Here is an 18,655-nt window from a genome sequence, read left to right as displayed (position 1 = left end):
GGGAGTTTTTTTATATTCTTTTCGAAAGAGGAATAATATCTACTACGGTAACCGTAGGATTCGATAATTCACCACTCTCTTTCTGTACTGGTGCATGTACAATGCACTGCCCTTTTTTCAATGTTGCCAGTTTGCCCTCCCAGTATTTTTTCTCTTGGCTATCTTTAGTAAGGCTTGCCGCAATGTTAGATAGTTCTTGCTCAGGAGGAGAAAAGTATATCTTCTGAGAGGAATTTTGAAGTCTTGCTAACTCGTCAGCATCTAACTGAGATTTCAAGAACTGAGTTGCATACCATGCCGACCAGCCAAATTTTCTTCCTTCTGTTAAGATTCTTGCTGAAGGAGATTTTTCGGTATGATCCAGGTTCTGTGCCTCATCCATTATGACAGGCATTGGTTTGTTTTTATTTCCATACCTTACAGAATAATTCCACAAATCCCAAAGGATAAATTCTGTAATGATCAGCTGTACATCCCGAGGGAATCCAGTGAGTTGTATGATATGCACTTCTCCCTTACTTTCCACTATATCTTGCCAATTTATTGCTTTGTCAATAGTAAACGGATTACGATCAATTAACGGCCTTATTTGAGAAAGAGCCGTTTTAGCATAATTTGTTCCATCTTCCTCTAGAAGATCCTTTAACTTTAATAAGCTCATTTGATCGTCATATTGTTCTAAACCATTTAATACGGCTTCGTAAATTGAGTTCTGCTGCTGAATGCCCAAAGTTTTATAAACTGAGCCAAATACGCTTTTAATACGTTCAGCTACATCGGTATTGGATTCAGGTAAATGAATACCACCAATATCCCGAATATTCTTTTGAAATGGGTTCACTGGGAGCTTATCACTATATACAATTTTTTGCTTAAGTTTATCTCCTAAATACTCAACGAACTCAGGTTCCAGCTGGTTAGGAAGAAATCCTTCGGTATAGTCTATTACAATGCTAGGTAGTCCTAGCTTTGATTTTTCCAGGAGCAAGCACTGCATAAAATAAGTTTTACCCTGACCAGATTTTCCAGATATCAACAAATGCCTGTTGGCTAACCCTGTATTTCCGTATTCCCAGTATATTTCTTTATTTGAATTTTCAGCTCTACCTATTTTAATTCGCAATTCTTCTAAAGAATGATTGGCAGGAATGGCTACCTCTACTGGTTCATTTGGATATATCACTCCTTCAATTGCTGAATCATTCGTTAACTGAACTTCCTCCAAATTAGGTTTTGGTTTTTCATTACTAAGAGGAATATTATCTTCTTGATATTCTAGAACGGATTCTTTTAACTCTCCTTTTATTTCATCCATTAGTGAAGGATACTTTTCATCCTTTTCTCGAATATCATTGACAAGTGTATATTCTCCTTGTTCTTCTCCTGTATTACTAGGTGCCTGCTCTTTGTCATCCATAAGGCTTTGACCATTATATTTATAAGACAGCATATCTTCTTTAATAAAATCGTTCGGCTGCTGCTGAATCCATTGCCACATTTCTTTTATCGGTTTTACTAATCCACTATAACCATCGTCTTCAGTAAGATTTAGTATTAGAACATTATCGTCCAACCCAGCACTCCTATGGGTTGCATCTTTCTGAAACGAAAGAATCGCGCCGTCGCCAATAAAATTGGTTAAATCATTTGAAATACTAAAATCATCCTTCAACAACTTTTCTATTACATTTTCCGACATATTGTACTGTTTATCTGGCCAGAAGCCACTTTGTACTAGTTTCTTAGCATTAGCAATTAGCAGCTGCACGAAAAAATTCCTATAAAATCGACCAGTGAATGTATCTCCCATATCTCCACTAAATGTATCATTAAGAATTTTTTTAGTTTTTTGTACTTGTATCTTTGCTTTGTCTAAAATGTCTCCTTTATTAAATCCGATTTTGACTTCAACAGGGTAAAAATGAAGTGAAATATTACTTGATTTATTTTCAATTCCTATTAGCAAAAGATCATCACTATGGCTGCCCTTAACACCAAGATTTTTAGCAGTAAATATTCCATCTGATTTACTCAGGCTTACTGCCCCTGCAACCCTTAATATTTCCTCTAAAGAAATCGGAATCCAGGTAATGTCCTTGTGATCAAAGTAAGAAACAGCGTACTTAATTGCAGAAAGTATGCTAAGCTTCTCCCGATCAAAGTGACCTTTACTCCCAATAATACGTAGCAGCCATTCTCCATTAAATGTATTAAACGCCTTAATGGTATTCAGAACATGCTCATCTGTTCCCTCAACATCCTTTTGGTTAAGGAATTCTTTGATAACTGCATAATATTGCTGTGATTTATCTGTAACCGTGATTGCATCATATCGACTGGAAGAAGAATATTGATCACTATAATGAATGACAACCAAATTACCATTGTATTTATTAAAGAATTCCAAATCAACGGATGGATCAACAAAGGTCACCCAATACGAAGATTTAAAGACCTTTTCTAAAGTTTCTTTGTCAGCTGTCGTTGTTCTAGAGAGAATGGCTTCTCCTTTTCTATAGCTGTCATTGCCTTCATTACGTAAATTTGCAGCTAACTCATTTACATAAAAAGCTGTGCTTGTTAAATAGTTTTGCTCATCAATACTATTTGTCTTCGTTCCAAAACCACTCTTATAATTTTCTTCGTCTTTCATTGACGGAACACTTGAATATAATCCCTCTATAGCAATGCCAGAGGTCATATCCTTCATAGGCTGCACAGCATGGTGTTCCTGTGCATGCATCTTATAGAATGATATATGTGAGTATCGATATGCAGCATTTGGCTCCTGCTTATAGAAAAATAGTTTTTCCCTGATTGTTTTCAACACTTCTTCAGGGTCTACTTCTTTTGCTTTTAGCTTTATATCGAACAGCTGCTCAAATTCAGCAATAGTATCAGTACGTGCAAACAAATCAAAGGAACTTTCAATACTTTCTTGTTTATAAAGAGTAGCCACAACAGGCTTAAGATTTTCCTTACCTACTCTATCGATTTCCTTTAGCATCCATTGGATTATTCCTCTAAGAACTTCAATATCATTTGAAATATTTATTACATTTAGCTGCAGAGGTGCCATAGATTTCTCAATAAACAAATATGAAAAATGCTCTTTAAATTGACTAATCTTGTCGCTTACAACTTTTGAAAGGTATTGATTAGCATCTGAAACAGAAATGTTATTAACAGGCTTAAAGGTTAGCCATTCCATTGCAGCTTTCTGATGTTCCGGCTTATATAAGTCCTTTTCATCATATAGGAAAGGAATAAGCGAATCTGGAGTTAAACGATTCAAAATACTATTATCCAACTCTTCTGTTTCTAGTAGTTCATACAACTTCAATTTATAAGCAACCATGAGTGGATGAAATGGAGTAATATAAAATGTATCATTTGATTGAATAGTCCCTAATTTAAATAGGTCAATACCTTTAGAACCAGCAGGTGTGCCATTTTTAAAACTTGAAATTTCTTCCTGATACTGATTAATGTATTCTAGAGAACGTTCCTTCATATCTTTTGTTACCGTACATAAGCTTGGTATAGAATTTCTTATATTAAAATACGTGAGGAAACGACTGTAAGCTTCTCTCATATCATCACTAAGCTTTATTTCCTCAGGTAATAAAACACCTGAATCAAATCTAGCACTTTTTAATCCTCTTTCAATCCATTCATTCTCCCAATAGAAGAACTCACGATATTCTGAATTAAAGTAGAACTCTCTATTTTCTAATATAAGCCTGTTATTTTCTTTAATCCATTGAACATCTTTACCTGTTTCCCTAATAAGTTTCCACAATCTCTGTCCGGAAATTGGCATAGACTCCTGCAACTCATTTTTCAACAGAAACGGAATAATAGCTTCATTCATTTTAATGTTTATAGCCAATTCGTCATCATCATTGAATGCTTCTGGCAAAGGAGTAATGGTAAGCTTTTCTTCCTGAGATACACTAACTGTAACGTTTTGTTCCTTAATTTCCACTTTCTTATGCATCATGCCATCATTAAAACTTAAGCTACTGTCATCATATTGAAGCTCAACTACACTTTTTTCAGGATCAACAATGTATACTGATTTATAATTGTCTAAGTAGATTGGATCAATAGGAAGGACTACTATTAGAAACTCTGCCCCCATTGTAGCTTTGTTTTCGTGTCTATACGCAAATTTCATAAAGGTGGCTTCATTTTGATTAGCTGAAATACTTACAGCAATATTTTTACTTTTCACATCTATTCGAATATCTTGTTTATTAGACTTTCCCAGCTTAAGATATTCCGAAGAAAGACTTTTTACTGCACCAATCAAGTTAAAGGAAATTTGAAGCTGAACCTCATCTTTACCATCAGGATTAAAAATAACAACGTGTCTTTTTCTTTTTCCAGCTGCGGTATCTTTGTGGGGCTTATTCCAGTACTTGAGCTTGTCAGATACCGTTATCGAACTAATTTCTACTTTATCTATCTTAGGTCCTATTTCCTCTCTTTGAACCTTTGGGTAAATATTTTCCATCCAGCGATTTCCTGCTAGTTCTTTGGCACCTACAAGGGTGAACTTTTTTTCTAATTCCTCTTGACCCAGCCCAAAATCATGTACTTTCCTAACAAAATCAAATAAGTCACGGTTTTTGCTTAATCTCTCTTTCTGCTCTTTCCCTTTAAATCTTTCTAAATCAGGATCTTTAAAAATACCAAATTTATAATACTCATTGTCTTCAATAGATCCCTTTTGGAGAGTAGTAAAAATGTCCTCAAACTCAAAAAATGTAATTTGTTGATATAGCTGTTCCTTTAGTAAGTTTTCAAGATTATCAACTAAAATAATTTTCTCGACTTTCTTAAGAACACTTTTATCAATCTGAAACTTTAGGTTAGAAAATAAAGAGGCAGGATGTAATGGCATACCTTCCTTTTGTAAATCACTGCTGCCACCTTGAATTGAATCTAGCTGTTCCGACACAATGCTAATTAACGCAGTATTCTCCCATACTCCCTTTTGCTCCCCAACTAGATTTCTTAAAGTTACAAGAAAATCAGGTTTAACATGTTCTGATGTGTTTGCTACTACAAGATTAATTGAATTAAAAGGAATTGAAAACGTTCTGTATTCTTCACCCAATTCATGTTGATATATAAAATGTTTAATACCTTCTATTTCTTCTAATGAATCTACAAGGTGAGACACATCCAAATCTTGGTCTAATTGTAAGTAAAAGCGGTCTCCAGCCTTTACTTCAGCTCTTTTGAAATAATCGTTTAAAAGGTTAGAAATATAATTAAAGAATTGGTTTGACATACTGAGCATCACCACTATCACTTTTTTTGTCTAAAATATTAAGATTATCAAATAAACTTATAATTTCTTTTTTAGAGTACCTATCAAAAGCTACCCCTCTCCTTTCAAACTCAACAAATAAATCATTTAAAGGGATCCTTTGATTTTTCACAGAGACGGCAGTTAAGAGAAGTAAGAAATCATGCTTTATATTAAGAACTTGACCTATACTTCCACGACTTTTTATGAAAATATTTGCACCAAGGTCCTCGATATTTTTTCCATATTTATCACAAACTCCCGCACTCATTCCCGCTTTTAAGCAGTTAAATAATATTTTCATAGCACTTTCGAGATCTTGAGATTCGTCATCGACTTTTTTATTCGACCACTCTAAATAGTCTTGAATCCACTGCTTAATATCTCTTAAAAACAACTGTTCAAATTCAGTACCCTCTTGCTTTACTAACTTATTAAGTTGGCTATAAGGCATAAAATCAATCTTTTCACCTTTTTTTAAAAGTTCCTCGTTGAAAACGTTATGGCTCAAATGGGAAATTGTGTGAATATGCCTAAATAGATTAATAGAATGATCTTTTATAAATTTAAACCCTTCTAATTCATCTGCTGCTTTTCTTCTTTTACTGATAGATTCCATTTCAAGAGCAAAATAAAGCGGCTGTATCTTATCAAAATCCGCTTCTGTAAACTGCTCAAATTTAATAATCAGCTGACAAGCATACATAAATACATAATAATGTGTTAATAAAGGGAAAGAAGTTAAAAAATAATCTTTATATTTACTCAAAAACAAAAGATATTCTTGATATAGTTTGGTAAAGGAGTGTAAAAGAGGTTGATACTCCTGCTTCTGTTGACTATTTTCTTCTTCTAATACATCCATTTTACTTAATACTAGTTCAGTTAAAATGTCTTCTGTCTCTCTGTTATGAAAAACTTGCTTAATCTCTTGATTGCCCTTTACAAAATTCTCATACATAAATGTCGCATACTTTCCATATTCATTATTTAGCCTTTTATCGACCTTTATAAAATTAAATATGAATGGGTGTATAGGATTTATATCATCTTGGTTAATTAAGTACTGATTTAAAAATCGGATGAAATCGTGTTTATCATCTTCTTGTTCAAACTCAACGTTATCAGCTATATGCTCGCTTAAACCATTTCCTTCAGTAGAAAAATATACTTCTTTATTTTTCAGTGATTTTTCATCAAACTTTACTTCACAAATTTTCCTGATATAATCACCAAGAACTTTATTAAAACCACTTTTACGGATTTCTTGAGACCGTTTTGTCAAAAATGGTAAAATATCCATTGCTTCACCGGTGTCATTTTTACGTTTTTCTTCCAAATTATCTTTTAAGTATTCTATATTTAAAATACGCTCCATTTTTTACTCCCTTTCGAAGACAAAAGAACCGAAGTCATCTCGTTTAATCATATAAAATTTATGGTCTTGTGGAAAATAAACAAGCATTTCTTTCTTTTTGTCTCCTAACGCCATAAGTTTTTCAATAAATTCAACAAATTTTATTGCATCTTCTTCGTCTTTTTTATTAGGACAATAACCATCTTGCACTTTTGTTAAAAGTTCATATAATGGATAGTCTATATCCAAATCAATTATATTCTCGGATTCCCAGTCACGATAAGCTAGAAGGATAGAAGATTTAAAAGTATCTAATTTTTCTTTAGAACTTGGTTTAAGATGGTCTATAGATGGGCGTAAATTTAACTTCTGGGCCAACCTGAATTTCTCGGAAGACTTATTCATATAGATAAAATCTTTTTTAGGGGTGCCCTTCCATTTGTAAATAACTGCTTTAATTTCATCGTAAAATTCTCTTATCTTTCTTTTGTCACCAATATTAAAAGAATATAAATTTTTAATATATTTTTCGTAGCTTTGTTCAGCTATCTGCAAAGCAAATTCTTGGTTGCATAAGAATGTAATTCTGACGAAAGACTCAAAAAACAAATTGAAAGAGTATCCTGTCAAGTTGCTCTTTGCAACAAAAGGACTTAACCAGCTGACAGGTGTTTTATCCTTAATATATTCTTCCAATAAGGATTTCCAATCAGTAAGTGTATTTAGGTCTATGACTAACTGATCAATTTCTTCTGCTCGGCGATGAATAGGATCTAACTGGCTTATTGCAAGTAATATGGTTGACCGCTCTCTTCTATTAAATAGAAGATTGGGCAAAGAGAATTCTAGCTTCTCAAATTCAGTCGCTAGTTCCAAACTTTTTACTTCATCAGGTATTAATATATCTGCAATAAAATTTAAAAAAGAACGAGCTGAAATTACTAGCTTTTTCTTTACAATCGTTTGGATAATTAACTGAACGATCTGTTCCTGTACAAATTTATTTTGTAAGAACCTATAATTTTGATGAATCATTGTTTCTACACTGTTCTTTTCGTCTTCTTTTAATGCAAGAAAAAAAGGATTATTATCAGCGGGATTGAATACTTTTTCAAGCAATGCTGAATAAAAAGATGATTCTGTTCCTTCCTCTGTAAGCTCATAAGAGTGGTAATCCGCAAAGCTTAGCAAATCGAAAGTCTCGCTACCGAAATAAGTAGTTATGTTTTGTGAAAACAAATCACTATCGGCTACAAATTTTTGTAGAATAGTATATGAATGCCGTTTATGTTCCTTAGTGGTAAAGTTATGCAATACACCCATATTTATAGCTAGGATGACTTTATCTGTACAAGTATCAATTTTTTCATCTGAGAAATTTCGCAAAATTTCCTCTAGAGTCTCCATGGCATTCTTGTTTGGCGAAAAGCTTTCTGTAGCGTCATTAAAAATAGTATATTTATCGATTAGATGGGCTTTCTTTTCCTTAAGATAAGCAAGAAGGTGCGACTTTCCATCCCCAACACTCCCGCATAATAAAATTAAGTTACCCCTACTTCTATTTGCGTTTTTCTCGAGAATTCCCCCCAGGTCCTTCTGTATTTTACGGTCAACGTGCATGTAATTCTTAAATATGCTAAATTGGCTCGCATTTTCAATTGCCTCCTGAGAGGAGTCCTTTAATCTGCTTAACTCCCTTAAAAGATAGCTGCCACCTGGTTTAAGATCTTTTCTGATAATATTTGGAGCATCACTCCCGTGTTCTTGAGATTTGTCAGTCCCCTCATTTACTGATGCTGGTTCTTTAGTAATTTTCTCTTGTTCAAACAAACCCGTTCCTAGTAGTTCAAGTATTTTCTTCTGAACGATCTCTTCGATATTATCATTTTGACGGGGCTTAGGAATTTCATAAATTGGAATCTGTACTTGCTCGGAAGAATATACCTCATAAAACCAAACTCCAATTTTATATACTTCTCTATGTAACTTAAAAGCTATGGTAATGTCATTGAATTTCCCATCGTGAGCAGCTTTATTACCAGAAAGTCTTATAATATCAAAAGACTGCTGAATTTCTTTGTTAAATACCCCTTCTCTAGTAAGGTATGAAAGTTTATCAAATAGGGTTGGAAGGTAGGGCGCATCTTTTTCATTTTGTAAAACACCTTTTAAAATCTCCTCTGCAAACAGTCTTGCTTTAACAATAGAACTGCTTGGATCCTCAAATAATAATTGTTCTAATTTTTTGGCATTTTGAGCAGCAATAGGATGTACATTTTCTAAAAAACTCAGAAAATAAACCTCGTGTGAACTCATTTATATATCAACTCCGTCAGAATTTCTCTTCATTATATATTACCATAATTTCTCCAGTTTTTTAACAAGGATAGCTAACTATTACTTCCCATCATTAAATACTAAAAATGACCCGAATAAAAGTTCGGTCTTTTCATTGAATTATAAAACCTTTAAGTATATAATCATTTTATATATTTACGTACGTAATTAGGAGGTTATATAATTGGATGCAACCTTTAGCTATAATTTCCCTTCTATTAGAGGAGTTCAGGCAGGAAAAGAATACTATGTTGCCATGTGCCCACTTCGAATAATATCTAAAATATTCTTATTCGATGAAGAAGAGATCCCACCAGATCATAGAGCGCAAAGAATTTTAAATAAAACTAGAATACCTGAAATGACTAATTACATTATTGAAAATCAAACTGATTATGTCTTTTCATCCATTACCGCCTCAATAGATGGTGAAATTGAATTTATTCCATTTAATAATGATGCTTCCTCAAGGGACTTGGGACAATTAAGGATCTCTTTAGATTCCAGATTTCTAATTAATGATGGTCAACATAGAAGGGCAGCAATAGAAGAAGCTTTAAAGATTTCTCCTGAACTTGGTAATGAAACTATATCTGTGGTTTTCTTTCATGATGATGGCCTAAAGAAATCTCAGCAGATATTTTCAGATTTAAATAGACATGCCGTTAACACCACTTCGTCTATTGGTATTCTTTATGATCACCGTGATCAGTTGGCAATGGTGACTAAAGACGTAATTGCCACTACACCATTGCTTAATAGGTATACAGATAAGGAACGAGTTTCTCTGTCAAAAAATTCACCTAAAATATTAGCTTTAAATCATATTTTTAATACTAACTTGAAATTAATTAAAAAAACTAAAGGTGATGAAATTTCAAAGGATGATGAGGTTTTTATTAAGCAGTTTTGGCCTCTTGTATGTGATTCTATTGTAGAATGGAATCTGGTTTTAAAAAAAGAACTAACACCAAGAGATTTAAGAGCAAATTATATAGTAGGGCATGGGGTTTTTATCGAAGCCCTGGGATTAGTTGGCCAATATCTAAGAAACTATTATCCGTTAGATTGGGATAAATATATTAGAAAACTCTCTAAAGCCGATTGGAACAGAAGCAATACACATGATTGGCTTGGGCGAGCTTTTAATCAGAATGGAAGAATCCAAAAGACATCCTATACAATCCAATTAACCTCACACAAGATTAAACAATTGATTGAACTTCCATTAACTGAATCAGAGCAGGTGCTTGAAGATAAATTTTGTAAAGGAGCGGTTTAATATATGAATGGTATTATTAGTAATTTATTAACCAAACAAATGCACATCGTAGAGGATGCTAAAGACCGGATTAAAAAAGCATATAAAGAAGATAACCGTCCTTGGGTAGTTGGCTACAGCGGAGGAAAAGACTCCACTGTTGTTGTCCAACTTGTCTTTGAAGCCTTATGTGAAATGCCAAAAGACGAATTACATAAAAAAGTATATGTGATCTCTTCTGATACTCTTGTTGAAACTCCCTTGATCATTAATTCTATTAATACTACCTTAAGAAGAATTCAAGATGCTGCCTTAAGTCATGACTTACCTATTGAAACACATAAGGTAAAACCTGATTATGAGCAGTCTTTCTGGGTAAATATAATCGGAAAAGGGTACCCAACTCCTAACCAGCAATTTAGATGGTGTACAGATCGTCTTAAAATAGATCCAGCCAATAAATTTATTATGGACAAAGTCTCTTCCTTTGGTGAAGTTATAATGGTATTAGGTGTACGAGAAGACGAAAGCACTACTAGAGGTAATGTAATACGATCTCATACTGTAGAAGGAAAGACTTTTATGAGACACTCTACACTATCCAACGCTTATGTGTACGCACCAATTAGAAGCTTTACTTTGGATGATGTTTGGGATTATTTACTGAACTACCCTTCACCTTGGGGTGATGATAATCATGATCTTCACCGTCTGTATCAAGATTCAAGCAGTGGAGAATGCCCTCTTATAGTTGATAAGTCAATTAAAGAAAGTGCTGGTTCCTGTGGAAACAGTCGTTTTGGCTGTTGGGTTTGTACTGTTGTCAACGAAGATAAAGCTCTGACTGGATTTATTAGAAGCGGCCATGATTGGATGAAACCTTTACTCGATTATCGCAACTGGTTAACCTTTATAAGAGATTCAAGGACCAGAAGAATGAAATACAGAATGAACGGTCAAGTTTACTTTAAAGAGGTCAAGATTGAGCATATTGACGGAGTTCCACATGTATTAATTCCAAAGAAATCAAGCAGGCCAAAATCCCTTATACCTCTTGCTCAATATACAGTAATTGATAAAGATAAATTCAAGTCTTATGCTGCTGAGCAAAACATTGATTTAAGCTCACCAGAGGATTACAAAATTCTTGTTACTTACGAAGAAGAAACTTTAGAGGGTGATAAAGTTCTAAAGTATGCTCAACTTGGCTTAGGACCTTATACAATGGAAACCCGTAAAGAAATGCTTAAGAGACTTCTAAAATCCAAAAGGAATTAAAACATCCAGAAGATCCAAATTTTGAGCTTATTAGCATAGAAGAATTAAAAGCAATAAGGAAAATTTGGTTTAAAAACGGTGAATGGGAAGATGAAATTCCAACTATTTTTGAGGAAGTTATGGGTTACTCTGTTGATTGGGAAATTGACGACCGTCCCCTATTTGATAAAGAACAAATTTCCGACCTAGAATTGCTCAGCGACCAATTTAAAGTAGACATAAAAGTTCTAAAAAAGTTGATTTCCATTGAGAAAGACTACTCAGGTTATAAAGTAAGAAGAGGACTTATGGATGAAATCAGCAAAGCATTAAAACAGGATTATCTACATTTATAATAGTAGAAAATGAGGTTCTAAAATGATTATCAATGAAATACAACTAACAAATATTGGTGCATACAGAGGAATTAACTCCTTTGACCTTCTTACAGAAAATGATCGGAATGTAATTCTAATAGGTGGAGAAAATGGTGCAGGTAAAACAACCTTATTAAATGCGATAAAACTAGGTTTATTCGGTTCCTATGGTTATGGCTTTAAAACAGATAGTGCAGAATACTTTAAAAGAGTAATAAATATGCTTAACCATGATGCAAAGAAAATGAATGAGAATAACTTTAGAATTAAACTTGAATTTGCATTAATAGATGATTTTGAAAGAATTAATTATGTTATTTATCGAAGCTGGAGACTCTCTGACCAACTAGTAAAAGAATCAGTTGAATTAGTAGCAAATGGTAAACATTTGACTGAATATGAAAAAGAAATTTTTCAATCAAAGCTTAAAGAAGTAATGCCTCCTCAATTATTAGATCTTTGCTTGTTTGATGGTGAGGAAATTGGGAGAATAGTAAGTGAAGATAAATTGTCAGAGTACTTAAAGAACCTATCCCGAGTGGTTTTTAATCTTGATTTATTTGAGATTCTTGAATCTGATCTGGAGAATTATTCTAGCCAGACTTTAGATCCTGAAAAAATGGAAACTGCCGAGAAAGAACTATACAATCTTAATTTACAAGGAAAAGAACAAAGAACTAAAATAAAAACGCTTATAGAGAATATAAACCGGTTAAAAGATCAGAAAACAGCCTTACAGGATGAATACCAACAATTAAAAAATGATTTTGAAGTAAACGGGGGTCTTGTAAAAGCTGAACGAGATGAGATCTTAAGACAAATGTCAACTATTGAATTGACTAGAAAACAAAACTTAGAAAAAATCCGTGATTTTGTTTCTACCCTGCTTCCTTTATATCTGTCTAAGGATCTTCTTTCACAAACAATACATCAGATACAAAATGAAGAAGCACTTCAGCTTTATAAACAGCTTAACTCGAAACTTACGGAAGACAAAATAAGCAACATCTTAAATTCTCTAACTGTTACTGTTAGTCCTTCTCATAGTAAAGAATTAAGGAATCAAGTGTTAAATCTAGTAAAGCCAGAGCAAGAATTAAATCAAATTCATGGGGCATCCTTTTCAGAAAGTAGTATTGTAGAGAATATGCACCAACAAATTATGGGCAATTCTGATGCGAATGCTCTAAAAATTATTGAAGAAAATAAAAATAAATTAAGTGAGCTTCAAGCGCTTAGGAGTAAACTAAGAGAGAATGATAACGCCAACGAATTAAGCACTATGATTGAACAAATGGAGTTCATTCAACAATCCGTTCTTAAATTAGAGGATGAATTATCTAAAGGTGAAAGAGAATTGGAAGAATATAAAAATGCTCTGAATATTACCATCTCTTCAACTGATAAAATTCAATTTACACTTAGAGATAGTGAAAAAACCAAAAGTTCATTTTTTGAGTCTCAAAAAATTATTGCTTTAAGCCGCCGTTTTAGAGAAGTTCAATTAAAGAAAAAATTGCAGCAAGTTCAAATTGAAGCTTCAATTATGCTTAAGCGAATTTTCAGAAAGCAAAATTATATATCTACAATCATTATTGATCATAATACGTATGAAGTTAATTTGCTGGATTCTCACAAAGATCATATTGAAAAATCAACTTTGTCAGCGGGTGAAAAAGAGATTTTATTAATCTCCATAATCTGGGCTATATTTAAATGTTCAGGAAGAAAAGTTCCATTTATATTTGATACATTGCTCGGAAGATTAGATAGAACTCATAAAACTGCTATATTAAAAGAATTTATACCAAATTGCGGTAAACAGGCAATAATTCTTTCTACGGATACAGAAATTGACGCAAATCATTATTCTGAATTAAAGAAGAATATTGCGAAAGAATATATGCTTGATTTTAATGTAGAAAGAAAGCAGACCCAAATTCTTAATCAATATTTCCCTTTTAGGAAAATGGAGATGAATATATGAATTTCCGATTAAAAACATCAAAAGTTACTGGAGAAAAGCTAGCAGAGCTTCAATCAACCACTTCTTTAACCTGGAATATCCTATCCAGAATTGCAGTCTCATTATCTTTGCGCGATCCTTCTATGCCTCCATTAGTTGAAAACAAATCAGGTGTGGACATTCATAGAAATGCTATGACCGGAGAAAATGATTATATTTACAAAGCACTAATCCGACAGCATGCACAGCGAAATGTATTAGATGAAGAATATTTCCCTGACCTTTTTAATGCTCATTTAGAGCGTGGAATTGTGCTCCTTGATATTGAGTATAGGCATGCTGGAAACTACGAAAAACTTTTGAATAATCTTATCACGATGGGAAATTAGGTGAAAAATCATGCTCTATTTAGACAATAGTGCAACTACACAAATACATCCTGAAGTAAAGGATGCTATGCTCCCTTTTTTAATGGAGGAGTTCGGCAACCCTTCCAGCAAATATTATTTAGTTGCTGAAAATGCAAAAAATGCAGTTAAAAAAGCCAGGTCTGCTCTTGGATCTTTAATAGGAAGTAAAGATTCGGAAATCATTTTTACAAGTGGTTCAACCGAAAGCAATAATATGATCATTAAAGGTGTAGCAGATTTTCACTCAGATAAAGGGAAACATATTATTACCACTAAAGTTGAACATCCTTCTGTTTTAGAAACCTGTAAATATTTAGAGACCAAGGGGTTCGAGGTAACATATCTTGATGTAGACGAATACGGCAGGATTCTACTAGATGATCTAAGAAATCAGATTAAAAAAAATACAATATTAGTAACAATCATCTGGGGAAATAACGAGCTTGGATCATTAAATGATATCAAAGCCATTTCTGAACTTTGCTTACAGAAAAATGTATTCTTTCACTCTGATGCTACACAGGTTATTGGAAAGATTAAAATTAATTTAAGTGATTATCCTGGCGTTACCTTTCTATCATGTTCGTCACATAAATTTCATGGACCAAAAGGAATTGGAGCTGCTTTTATTAGAGAGGACCAGTATCATATTTTGACAATGATAACTCCCCTCCTTCACGGAGGAGGACAAGAACAAGGAATCAGAAGCGGTACTCTTGCTGTCCATAATATTGTGGGTCTAGGAAAGGCAGCAGAAATAGCAATTAATAGTATTTCTGAAAACATACAGAAGATAAATAAACTTGAAAAGTATCTAATATCTATCCTAAAAGATAAGTTTAGTAATCAAATTCATTTTAATAATGATAACGACAATAAAATACCTGGAGTTATCAGTATTCAATTTAAAGGAATTAATAATGAAGTATTAGTTAAAAGCTTAGCACCTATTGTTGCGGTTTCTACAGGTTCTGCTTGCAGTTCAAGTAAACCTTCACACGTTCTGTCAGCAATTGGTCTAACTATTGATGAGGTAATATTTACAGTTCGTTTTTCTTTGTCTAGCTTTATTAAGGAAGAGGATTTAGATATTTTCAAACAGTTATAAGGTGGAAATTATTTCACCTTTCGGCTTATTAACAAAAGCTTCAGAAAAAACTTTCTGAAGCCTTTTGTCATTGTTCTTTTTTGTCATTGCTTTACTGCAGACTAATCATAAGGCACCGCTACAGTCCTACTCGAAATTCCCTTCCACTCTCAGTGATAAAAGCCACTATTACCTTATAGCTTTAGGTGGCTTATAATTTCCTAAAATAGTATGCTATTGGTCAATAAGCCCTCTTTATAAGGAAGCTAGTAAATTGTTAATAATACTGTTCACTTCCATTCAATTTTTATTTTCCCTTTAGTTGTAATACCAGTATTTTTTATTCAATATATCGGCAAAGAGTATTCTTAAATATATGGCCTGATATGACCATGGCAATCATTTTAATTTAATTAACATCAATATTATTCGAGAAAATTTTTAATATCATAAGTCAAAAATAATTACAAGAATATTTTGATTATCTCTTTGAAATGGCTTATTATAAATACTGAGTTTTAATATAAATTTTTCCGGGAGTGGTGCCAATGTCTATTAATGTTTATATGAATTTTAACGGAAATACGAGAGACGCAGTGGAATTTTATTCAGAGATTTTTAACACAGAGAAACCGCAGATTATGACATTTGGAGAAGCACCCCAGCATCCGGATTATCCGCTCGCAGAGGAAGCAAAGAACCTGGTTATGCACGCAAGGCTTACAATAAGCGGCAGCACAGTTATGTTCTCCGATACTATGCCTGGCAGGCCTTATGTTGAAGGAAATAATATCACCCTTACTTATGGCAGTCAAAACGAAGAAGAACTAAAATCGGTGTTTAACAAGCTGAGCGATAATGGCAAGGTAACCATGGAGCTTCAGGAAACATTCTGGAGCAAGCTGTATGGCCAGCTAACTGATAAGTTCGGCATTCACTGGCAAATCAACTTTGACAACGGCGACACCGGAATGTAATTGTTATAAATATTGAAAGAAGGATAGGACTATTCCCTGCCCTTCTTTTTTATGCTTAAATGTAAGGTTCGGCTGTAAGCAGTTTATGCAGCTTTTATAAATGTTAATAATTATCAGATGATATATTATGTTGAAATTGGAGGAGGAACACAAACTTACATAGATTCATCTGATGCAAAGAAAGTGACGTGAAGGTATGCTCAAAGGATTACTTGAGAAGCTGAAAAATCCCAAACAAAAAAAGTATGGAAACAGAACCGAAACCATTCAGCCAGGAGGAAATTGAGGCATTGGTGGATGCACGGCTAAAAGAGCATGCTGAATCTCTAAAGCATTCATCACATGCCCTTGAAGATTTATCCTTAACGCCCAAGCAAATAGAATATGCTCTTTCGCTTATTGCAAAAATTAGTTATGATTACGTTCTTGCAGTGGAGCCTGAAAAGCTAACATAAAAAGATTTTAATAAACTGATAGCTTACAATCGCTATAAAAACAAAGGAATCTTAATTAAATTAGCGAAAAAAGGTGTTTTGCGGAAGGTATAATCAGAGAATATTCTAAGGCAGCAATATGTCTTTCACCAGCAAAAAAAGCCACTACAGTCTTCATTCGAAGAACTGTAGTGGCTCTTTATTATTTTCTCCACATATCGTTTGGTGTCAGGAATTTGCCGTATATCCAGCCTGTTTTGTTTTTGTACTGTACAAGAGCCCAGTGAGAGTATTTGCTGCCATTACCCCAGTATACGTCTTTCAATAAAGTTCCCTTTGGAACAACGATCAGAGTTTTCGAGCCTGTAGCAGCCTTAATATGGAGCCTTACATCTGATATTGTCTTTACTTTGCTTAAATATCGTACCGAATGCTCAGTAGAGATGTAAGCCGTTTTTCCTTTATACGTAATCATGGCCCACTTCGTACCATTTATAAAACCTTCAACGGCTGCAATGCTGCCTTTTTTAATTGTCCCTAGCACAGTGCCTTTCGTTCCTGGCTTTGACCAGACTTTAATACTCGATGCGGTAACCTTGTAGTAGGAAACAGAGTTTTGATAATCATCAGAAGAAGCCTGTACTTGTGCTGCATGTGTAAATGGAATCGCACCTGAAACAGACGTCAATGTTAATCCGGCAGCAAACAAAGCATAAAGCGATTTTTTTCTTAATGAATTCATATAATTTCCCCTTTCGCATGGAGCTGTTATTCTATACCCATTTTAACCTAATTATTATCTGAAAAGTTAATCATTTTCCAAAATGAACCGAAAGATGAATTTTGTGACAAAAAACTAATTACTTTGTGGATAACTTTCATAGACCTTCTAACTTCCGAATCACAAAAAAGAAGCGTAAATTGAGTACGCTTCTGGAGGGTTATTCAGGAATTAAAGAAAGTTAACAATCTAAAACCTCTTTATTCCTTTTAAAAATCAACTTTTTCCAGGTACAGACCTTCTGCATAAGCCATGCGGCCCGTTTGAACTCTTTCTTTTGATTCTAAGATACCTGGTATACTTTCAGCCTCTATTTCACCCAAACCGACTTCTATGAGCGTTCCCACCATTTTTCTTACCATATTATAGAGAAAACCATTGCCCTGCACTCTAATTTCAATGAATCCGGCATTTTCTTCTATATCAATAGTATATATTTCACGTACCATGGACTTTTTCTTAGACTTTGCATTTGAAAAAGCAGTAAAATCATGTTTTCCAATAAAATATTGACAGGCAGTTTCCATTTTTGTGATATCCAGCTTTTGATCAACATGCATACTATACTTCCTCATAAAAGGATTGGTATATTGCTCGTTCCAGATTTTATACAAATACGTTTTATCTTTGGCATTATAGCGGGCATGAAAACGTTCTGGAACGGATATGACCTCAACAACACTGATATCCTGCGGTAAATATCTATTCAAATACTCCATGATTTCAGATTCATTTTTACCTTCACTTATTTTAAAATTGGCTATTTGAGCAAGAGCATGTACACCGGCATCTGTTCTGCCGCTTCCGATAATTTCAACCGTTTCTCCTGCTAGTTCTGTTAAAACATTTTCAATTTTGCCTTGAATTGTATCATCACTGGTACCAAGCCGCTGCCAGCCCTTATAGCGCCCGCCATCATATTGAATCGTCATTTTATAATTATTCATTGCTTCCTCCTGATTTTACTGCTTTAAACTGAATATCCCTAAAAAGCATAAGCCCCCATACAGCTCCTGCTGTATGAGGGAACATATGATTTATTCATAAACAACTAAATGGTTAAGCCGTTATTAGATTTTGTCTTACTTCTG

13 protein-coding genes are annotated in these 18,655 nt (G+C 33.7%); 8 read left to right on the top strand and 5 right to left on the bottom strand.

Annotated elements, in window-relative coordinates:
• Window positions 1-10: 10 nt before the first annotated feature.
• From dptH to dptF, 3 genes are read right to left on the bottom strand one after another with little or no spacing between them, the layout of a single operon-like run.
• A complete protein-coding gene (gene dptH / locus ACN6MY_RS08160; protein ID WP_419883513.1) occupies window positions 11-5,302 on the bottom strand; it encodes a DNA phosphorothioation-dependent restriction protein DptH in 5,292 nt (1,763 codons plus the stop codon).
• Window positions 5,283-6,698, bottom strand: coding sequence for a DNA phosphorothioation-dependent restriction protein DptG (gene dptG / locus ACN6MY_RS08155; RefSeq protein ID WP_419883512.1), 1,416 nt, complete (start codon window positions 6,696-6,698; stop codon window positions 5,283-5,285). The genes dptH and dptG overlap by 20 nt, the downstream gene beginning before the upstream one ends.
• A 3-nt stretch (window positions 6,699-6,701) precedes the next feature.
• The gene (gene dptF, locus ACN6MY_RS08150; RefSeq protein ID WP_419883511.1) at window positions 6,702-8,993 is read right to left on the bottom strand and encodes a DNA phosphorothioation-dependent restriction protein DptF; all 2,292 of its coding nucleotides are present in this window, start codon (window positions 8,991-8,993) and stop codon (window positions 6,702-6,704) included.
• A gap of 205 nt (window positions 8,994-9,198) precedes the next feature.
• On the opposite strand from dptF, the gene dndB reads away from it, so the two are divergent.
• The 8 genes from dndB to ACN6MY_RS08110 all read left to right on the top strand — a co-directional run bounded on the left by dndB (window position 9,199) and on the right by ACN6MY_RS08110 (window position 16,804).
• Window positions 9,199-10,296: a DNA sulfur modification protein DndB gene (dndB, locus tag ACN6MY_RS08145; protein WP_419883510.1), complete on the top strand. Its 1,098-nt coding sequence runs from the start codon at window positions 9,199-9,201 to the stop codon at window positions 10,294-10,296.
• Between the two features lie 3 nt (window positions 10,297-10,299).
• Window positions 10,300-11,553, top strand: coding sequence for a DNA phosphorothioation system sulfurtransferase DndC (gene dndC, locus ACN6MY_RS08140; RefSeq protein ID WP_419883509.1), 1,254 nt, complete (start codon window positions 10,300-10,302; stop codon window positions 11,551-11,553).
• A gap of 119 nt (window positions 11,554-11,672) precedes the next feature.
• Entirely contained in the window at window positions 11,673-11,888 is a 216-nt protein-coding gene (locus ACN6MY_RS08135; RefSeq protein ID WP_419883508.1) for a hypothetical protein, read from the top strand.
• A 22-nt stretch (window positions 11,889-11,910) separates the two neighbouring features.
• Window positions 11,911-13,896 carry a DNA sulfur modification protein DndD gene (gene dndD, locus ACN6MY_RS08130; RefSeq protein WP_419883507.1) on the top strand — a complete coding sequence of 662 codons (1,986 nt, stop codon included), beginning with the start codon at window positions 11,911-11,913 and terminating at the stop codon, window positions 13,894-13,896.
• Window positions 13,893-14,264 carry a DNA sulfur modification protein DndE gene (gene dndE / locus ACN6MY_RS08125; protein ID WP_419883506.1) on the top strand — a complete coding sequence of 124 codons (372 nt, stop codon included), beginning with the start codon at window positions 13,893-13,895 and terminating at the stop codon, window positions 14,262-14,264. Before dndD ends, dndE begins: the two co-directional genes overlap by 4 nt.
• Window positions 14,265-14,274: 10 nt before the next feature.
• Window positions 14,275-15,393 (top strand): cysteine desulfurase family protein, encoded by a 1,119-nt coding sequence (locus tag ACN6MY_RS08120; protein WP_419883505.1) that lies wholly within the window; start codon window positions 14,275-14,277, stop codon window positions 15,391-15,393.
• A gap of 527 nt (window positions 15,394-15,920) precedes the next feature.
• Entirely contained in the window at window positions 15,921-16,349 is a 429-nt protein-coding gene (locus tag ACN6MY_RS08115; protein ID WP_419883504.1) for a VOC family protein, read from the top strand.
• 245 nt (window positions 16,350-16,594) lie between these two features.
• Window positions 16,595-16,804 (top strand): hypothetical protein, encoded by a 210-nt coding sequence (locus tag ACN6MY_RS08110; protein ID WP_419883503.1) that lies wholly within the window; start codon window positions 16,595-16,597, stop codon window positions 16,802-16,804.
• Window positions 16,805-16,985: 181 nt separating this feature from the next.
• Here the strand turns inward: ACN6MY_RS08110 and ACN6MY_RS08105 are convergent, their stop codons facing one another.
• Window positions 16,986-17,525, bottom strand: coding sequence for an SH3 domain-containing protein (locus ACN6MY_RS08105; protein WP_419883502.1), 540 nt, complete (start codon window positions 17,523-17,525; stop codon window positions 16,986-16,988).
• 248 nt (window positions 17,526-17,773) lie between these two features.
• Window positions 17,774-18,511 (bottom strand): tRNA pseudouridine(38-40) synthase TruA, encoded by a 738-nt coding sequence (gene truA / locus ACN6MY_RS08100; RefSeq protein ID WP_419883501.1) that lies wholly within the window; start codon window positions 18,509-18,511, stop codon window positions 17,774-17,776.
• Window positions 18,512-18,655: the final 144 nt, after the last annotated feature.

The sequence above is a fragment of the Peribacillus sp. B-H-3 genome (assembly GCF_048572925.1).
In the GTDB taxonomy this organism is placed as follows: Bacteria; Bacillota; Bacilli; order Bacillales; family DSM-1321; genus Peribacillus.
This window is presented reverse-complemented; position numbering and strand designations above follow the sequence as displayed.

What these genes read in the sequence shown, in the direction of transcription:
- dndD (WP_419883507.1), top strand. Translation starts at nt 11,911, where the DNA reads ATGATTATCAATGAAATACAACTAACAAATATTGGTGCATACAGAGGA.
- dptG (WP_419883512.1), bottom strand. Translation starts at nt 6,698, where the DNA reads ATGGAGCGTATTTTAAATATAGAATACTTAAAAGATAATTTGGAAGAA.
- dndC (WP_419883509.1), top strand. Translation starts at nt 10,300, where the DNA reads ATGAATGGTATTATTAGTAATTTATTAACCAAACAAATGCACATCGTA.
- ACN6MY_RS08115 (WP_419883504.1), top strand. Translation starts at nt 15,921, where the DNA reads ATGTCTATTAATGTTTATATGAATTTTAACGGAAATACGAGAGACGCA.
- ACN6MY_RS08110 (WP_419883503.1), top strand. Translation starts at nt 16,595, where the DNA reads ATGGAAACAGAACCGAAACCATTCAGCCAGGAGGAAATTGAGGCATTG.
- dptH (WP_419883513.1), bottom strand. Translation starts at nt 5,302, where the DNA reads ATGTCAAACCAATTCTTTAATTATATTTCTAACCTTTTAAACGATTAT.
- dptF (WP_419883511.1), bottom strand. Translation starts at nt 8,993, where the DNA reads ATGAGTTCACACGAGGTTTATTTTCTGAGTTTTTTAGAAAATGTACAT.
- dndE (WP_419883506.1), top strand. Translation starts at nt 13,893, where the DNA reads ATGAATTTCCGATTAAAAACATCAAAAGTTACTGGAGAAAAGCTAGCA.
- ACN6MY_RS08105 (WP_419883502.1), bottom strand. Translation starts at nt 17,525, where the DNA reads ATGAATTCATTAAGAAAAAAATCGCTTTATGCTTTGTTTGCTGCCGGA.
- ACN6MY_RS08120 (WP_419883505.1), top strand. Translation starts at nt 14,275, where the DNA reads ATGCTCTATTTAGACAATAGTGCAACTACACAAATACATCCTGAAGTA.
- ACN6MY_RS08135 (WP_419883508.1), top strand. Translation starts at nt 11,673, where the DNA reads ATGGGTTACTCTGTTGATTGGGAAATTGACGACCGTCCCCTATTTGAT.
- truA (WP_419883501.1), bottom strand. Translation starts at nt 18,511, where the DNA reads ATGAATAATTATAAAATGACGATTCAATATGATGGCGGGCGCTATAAG.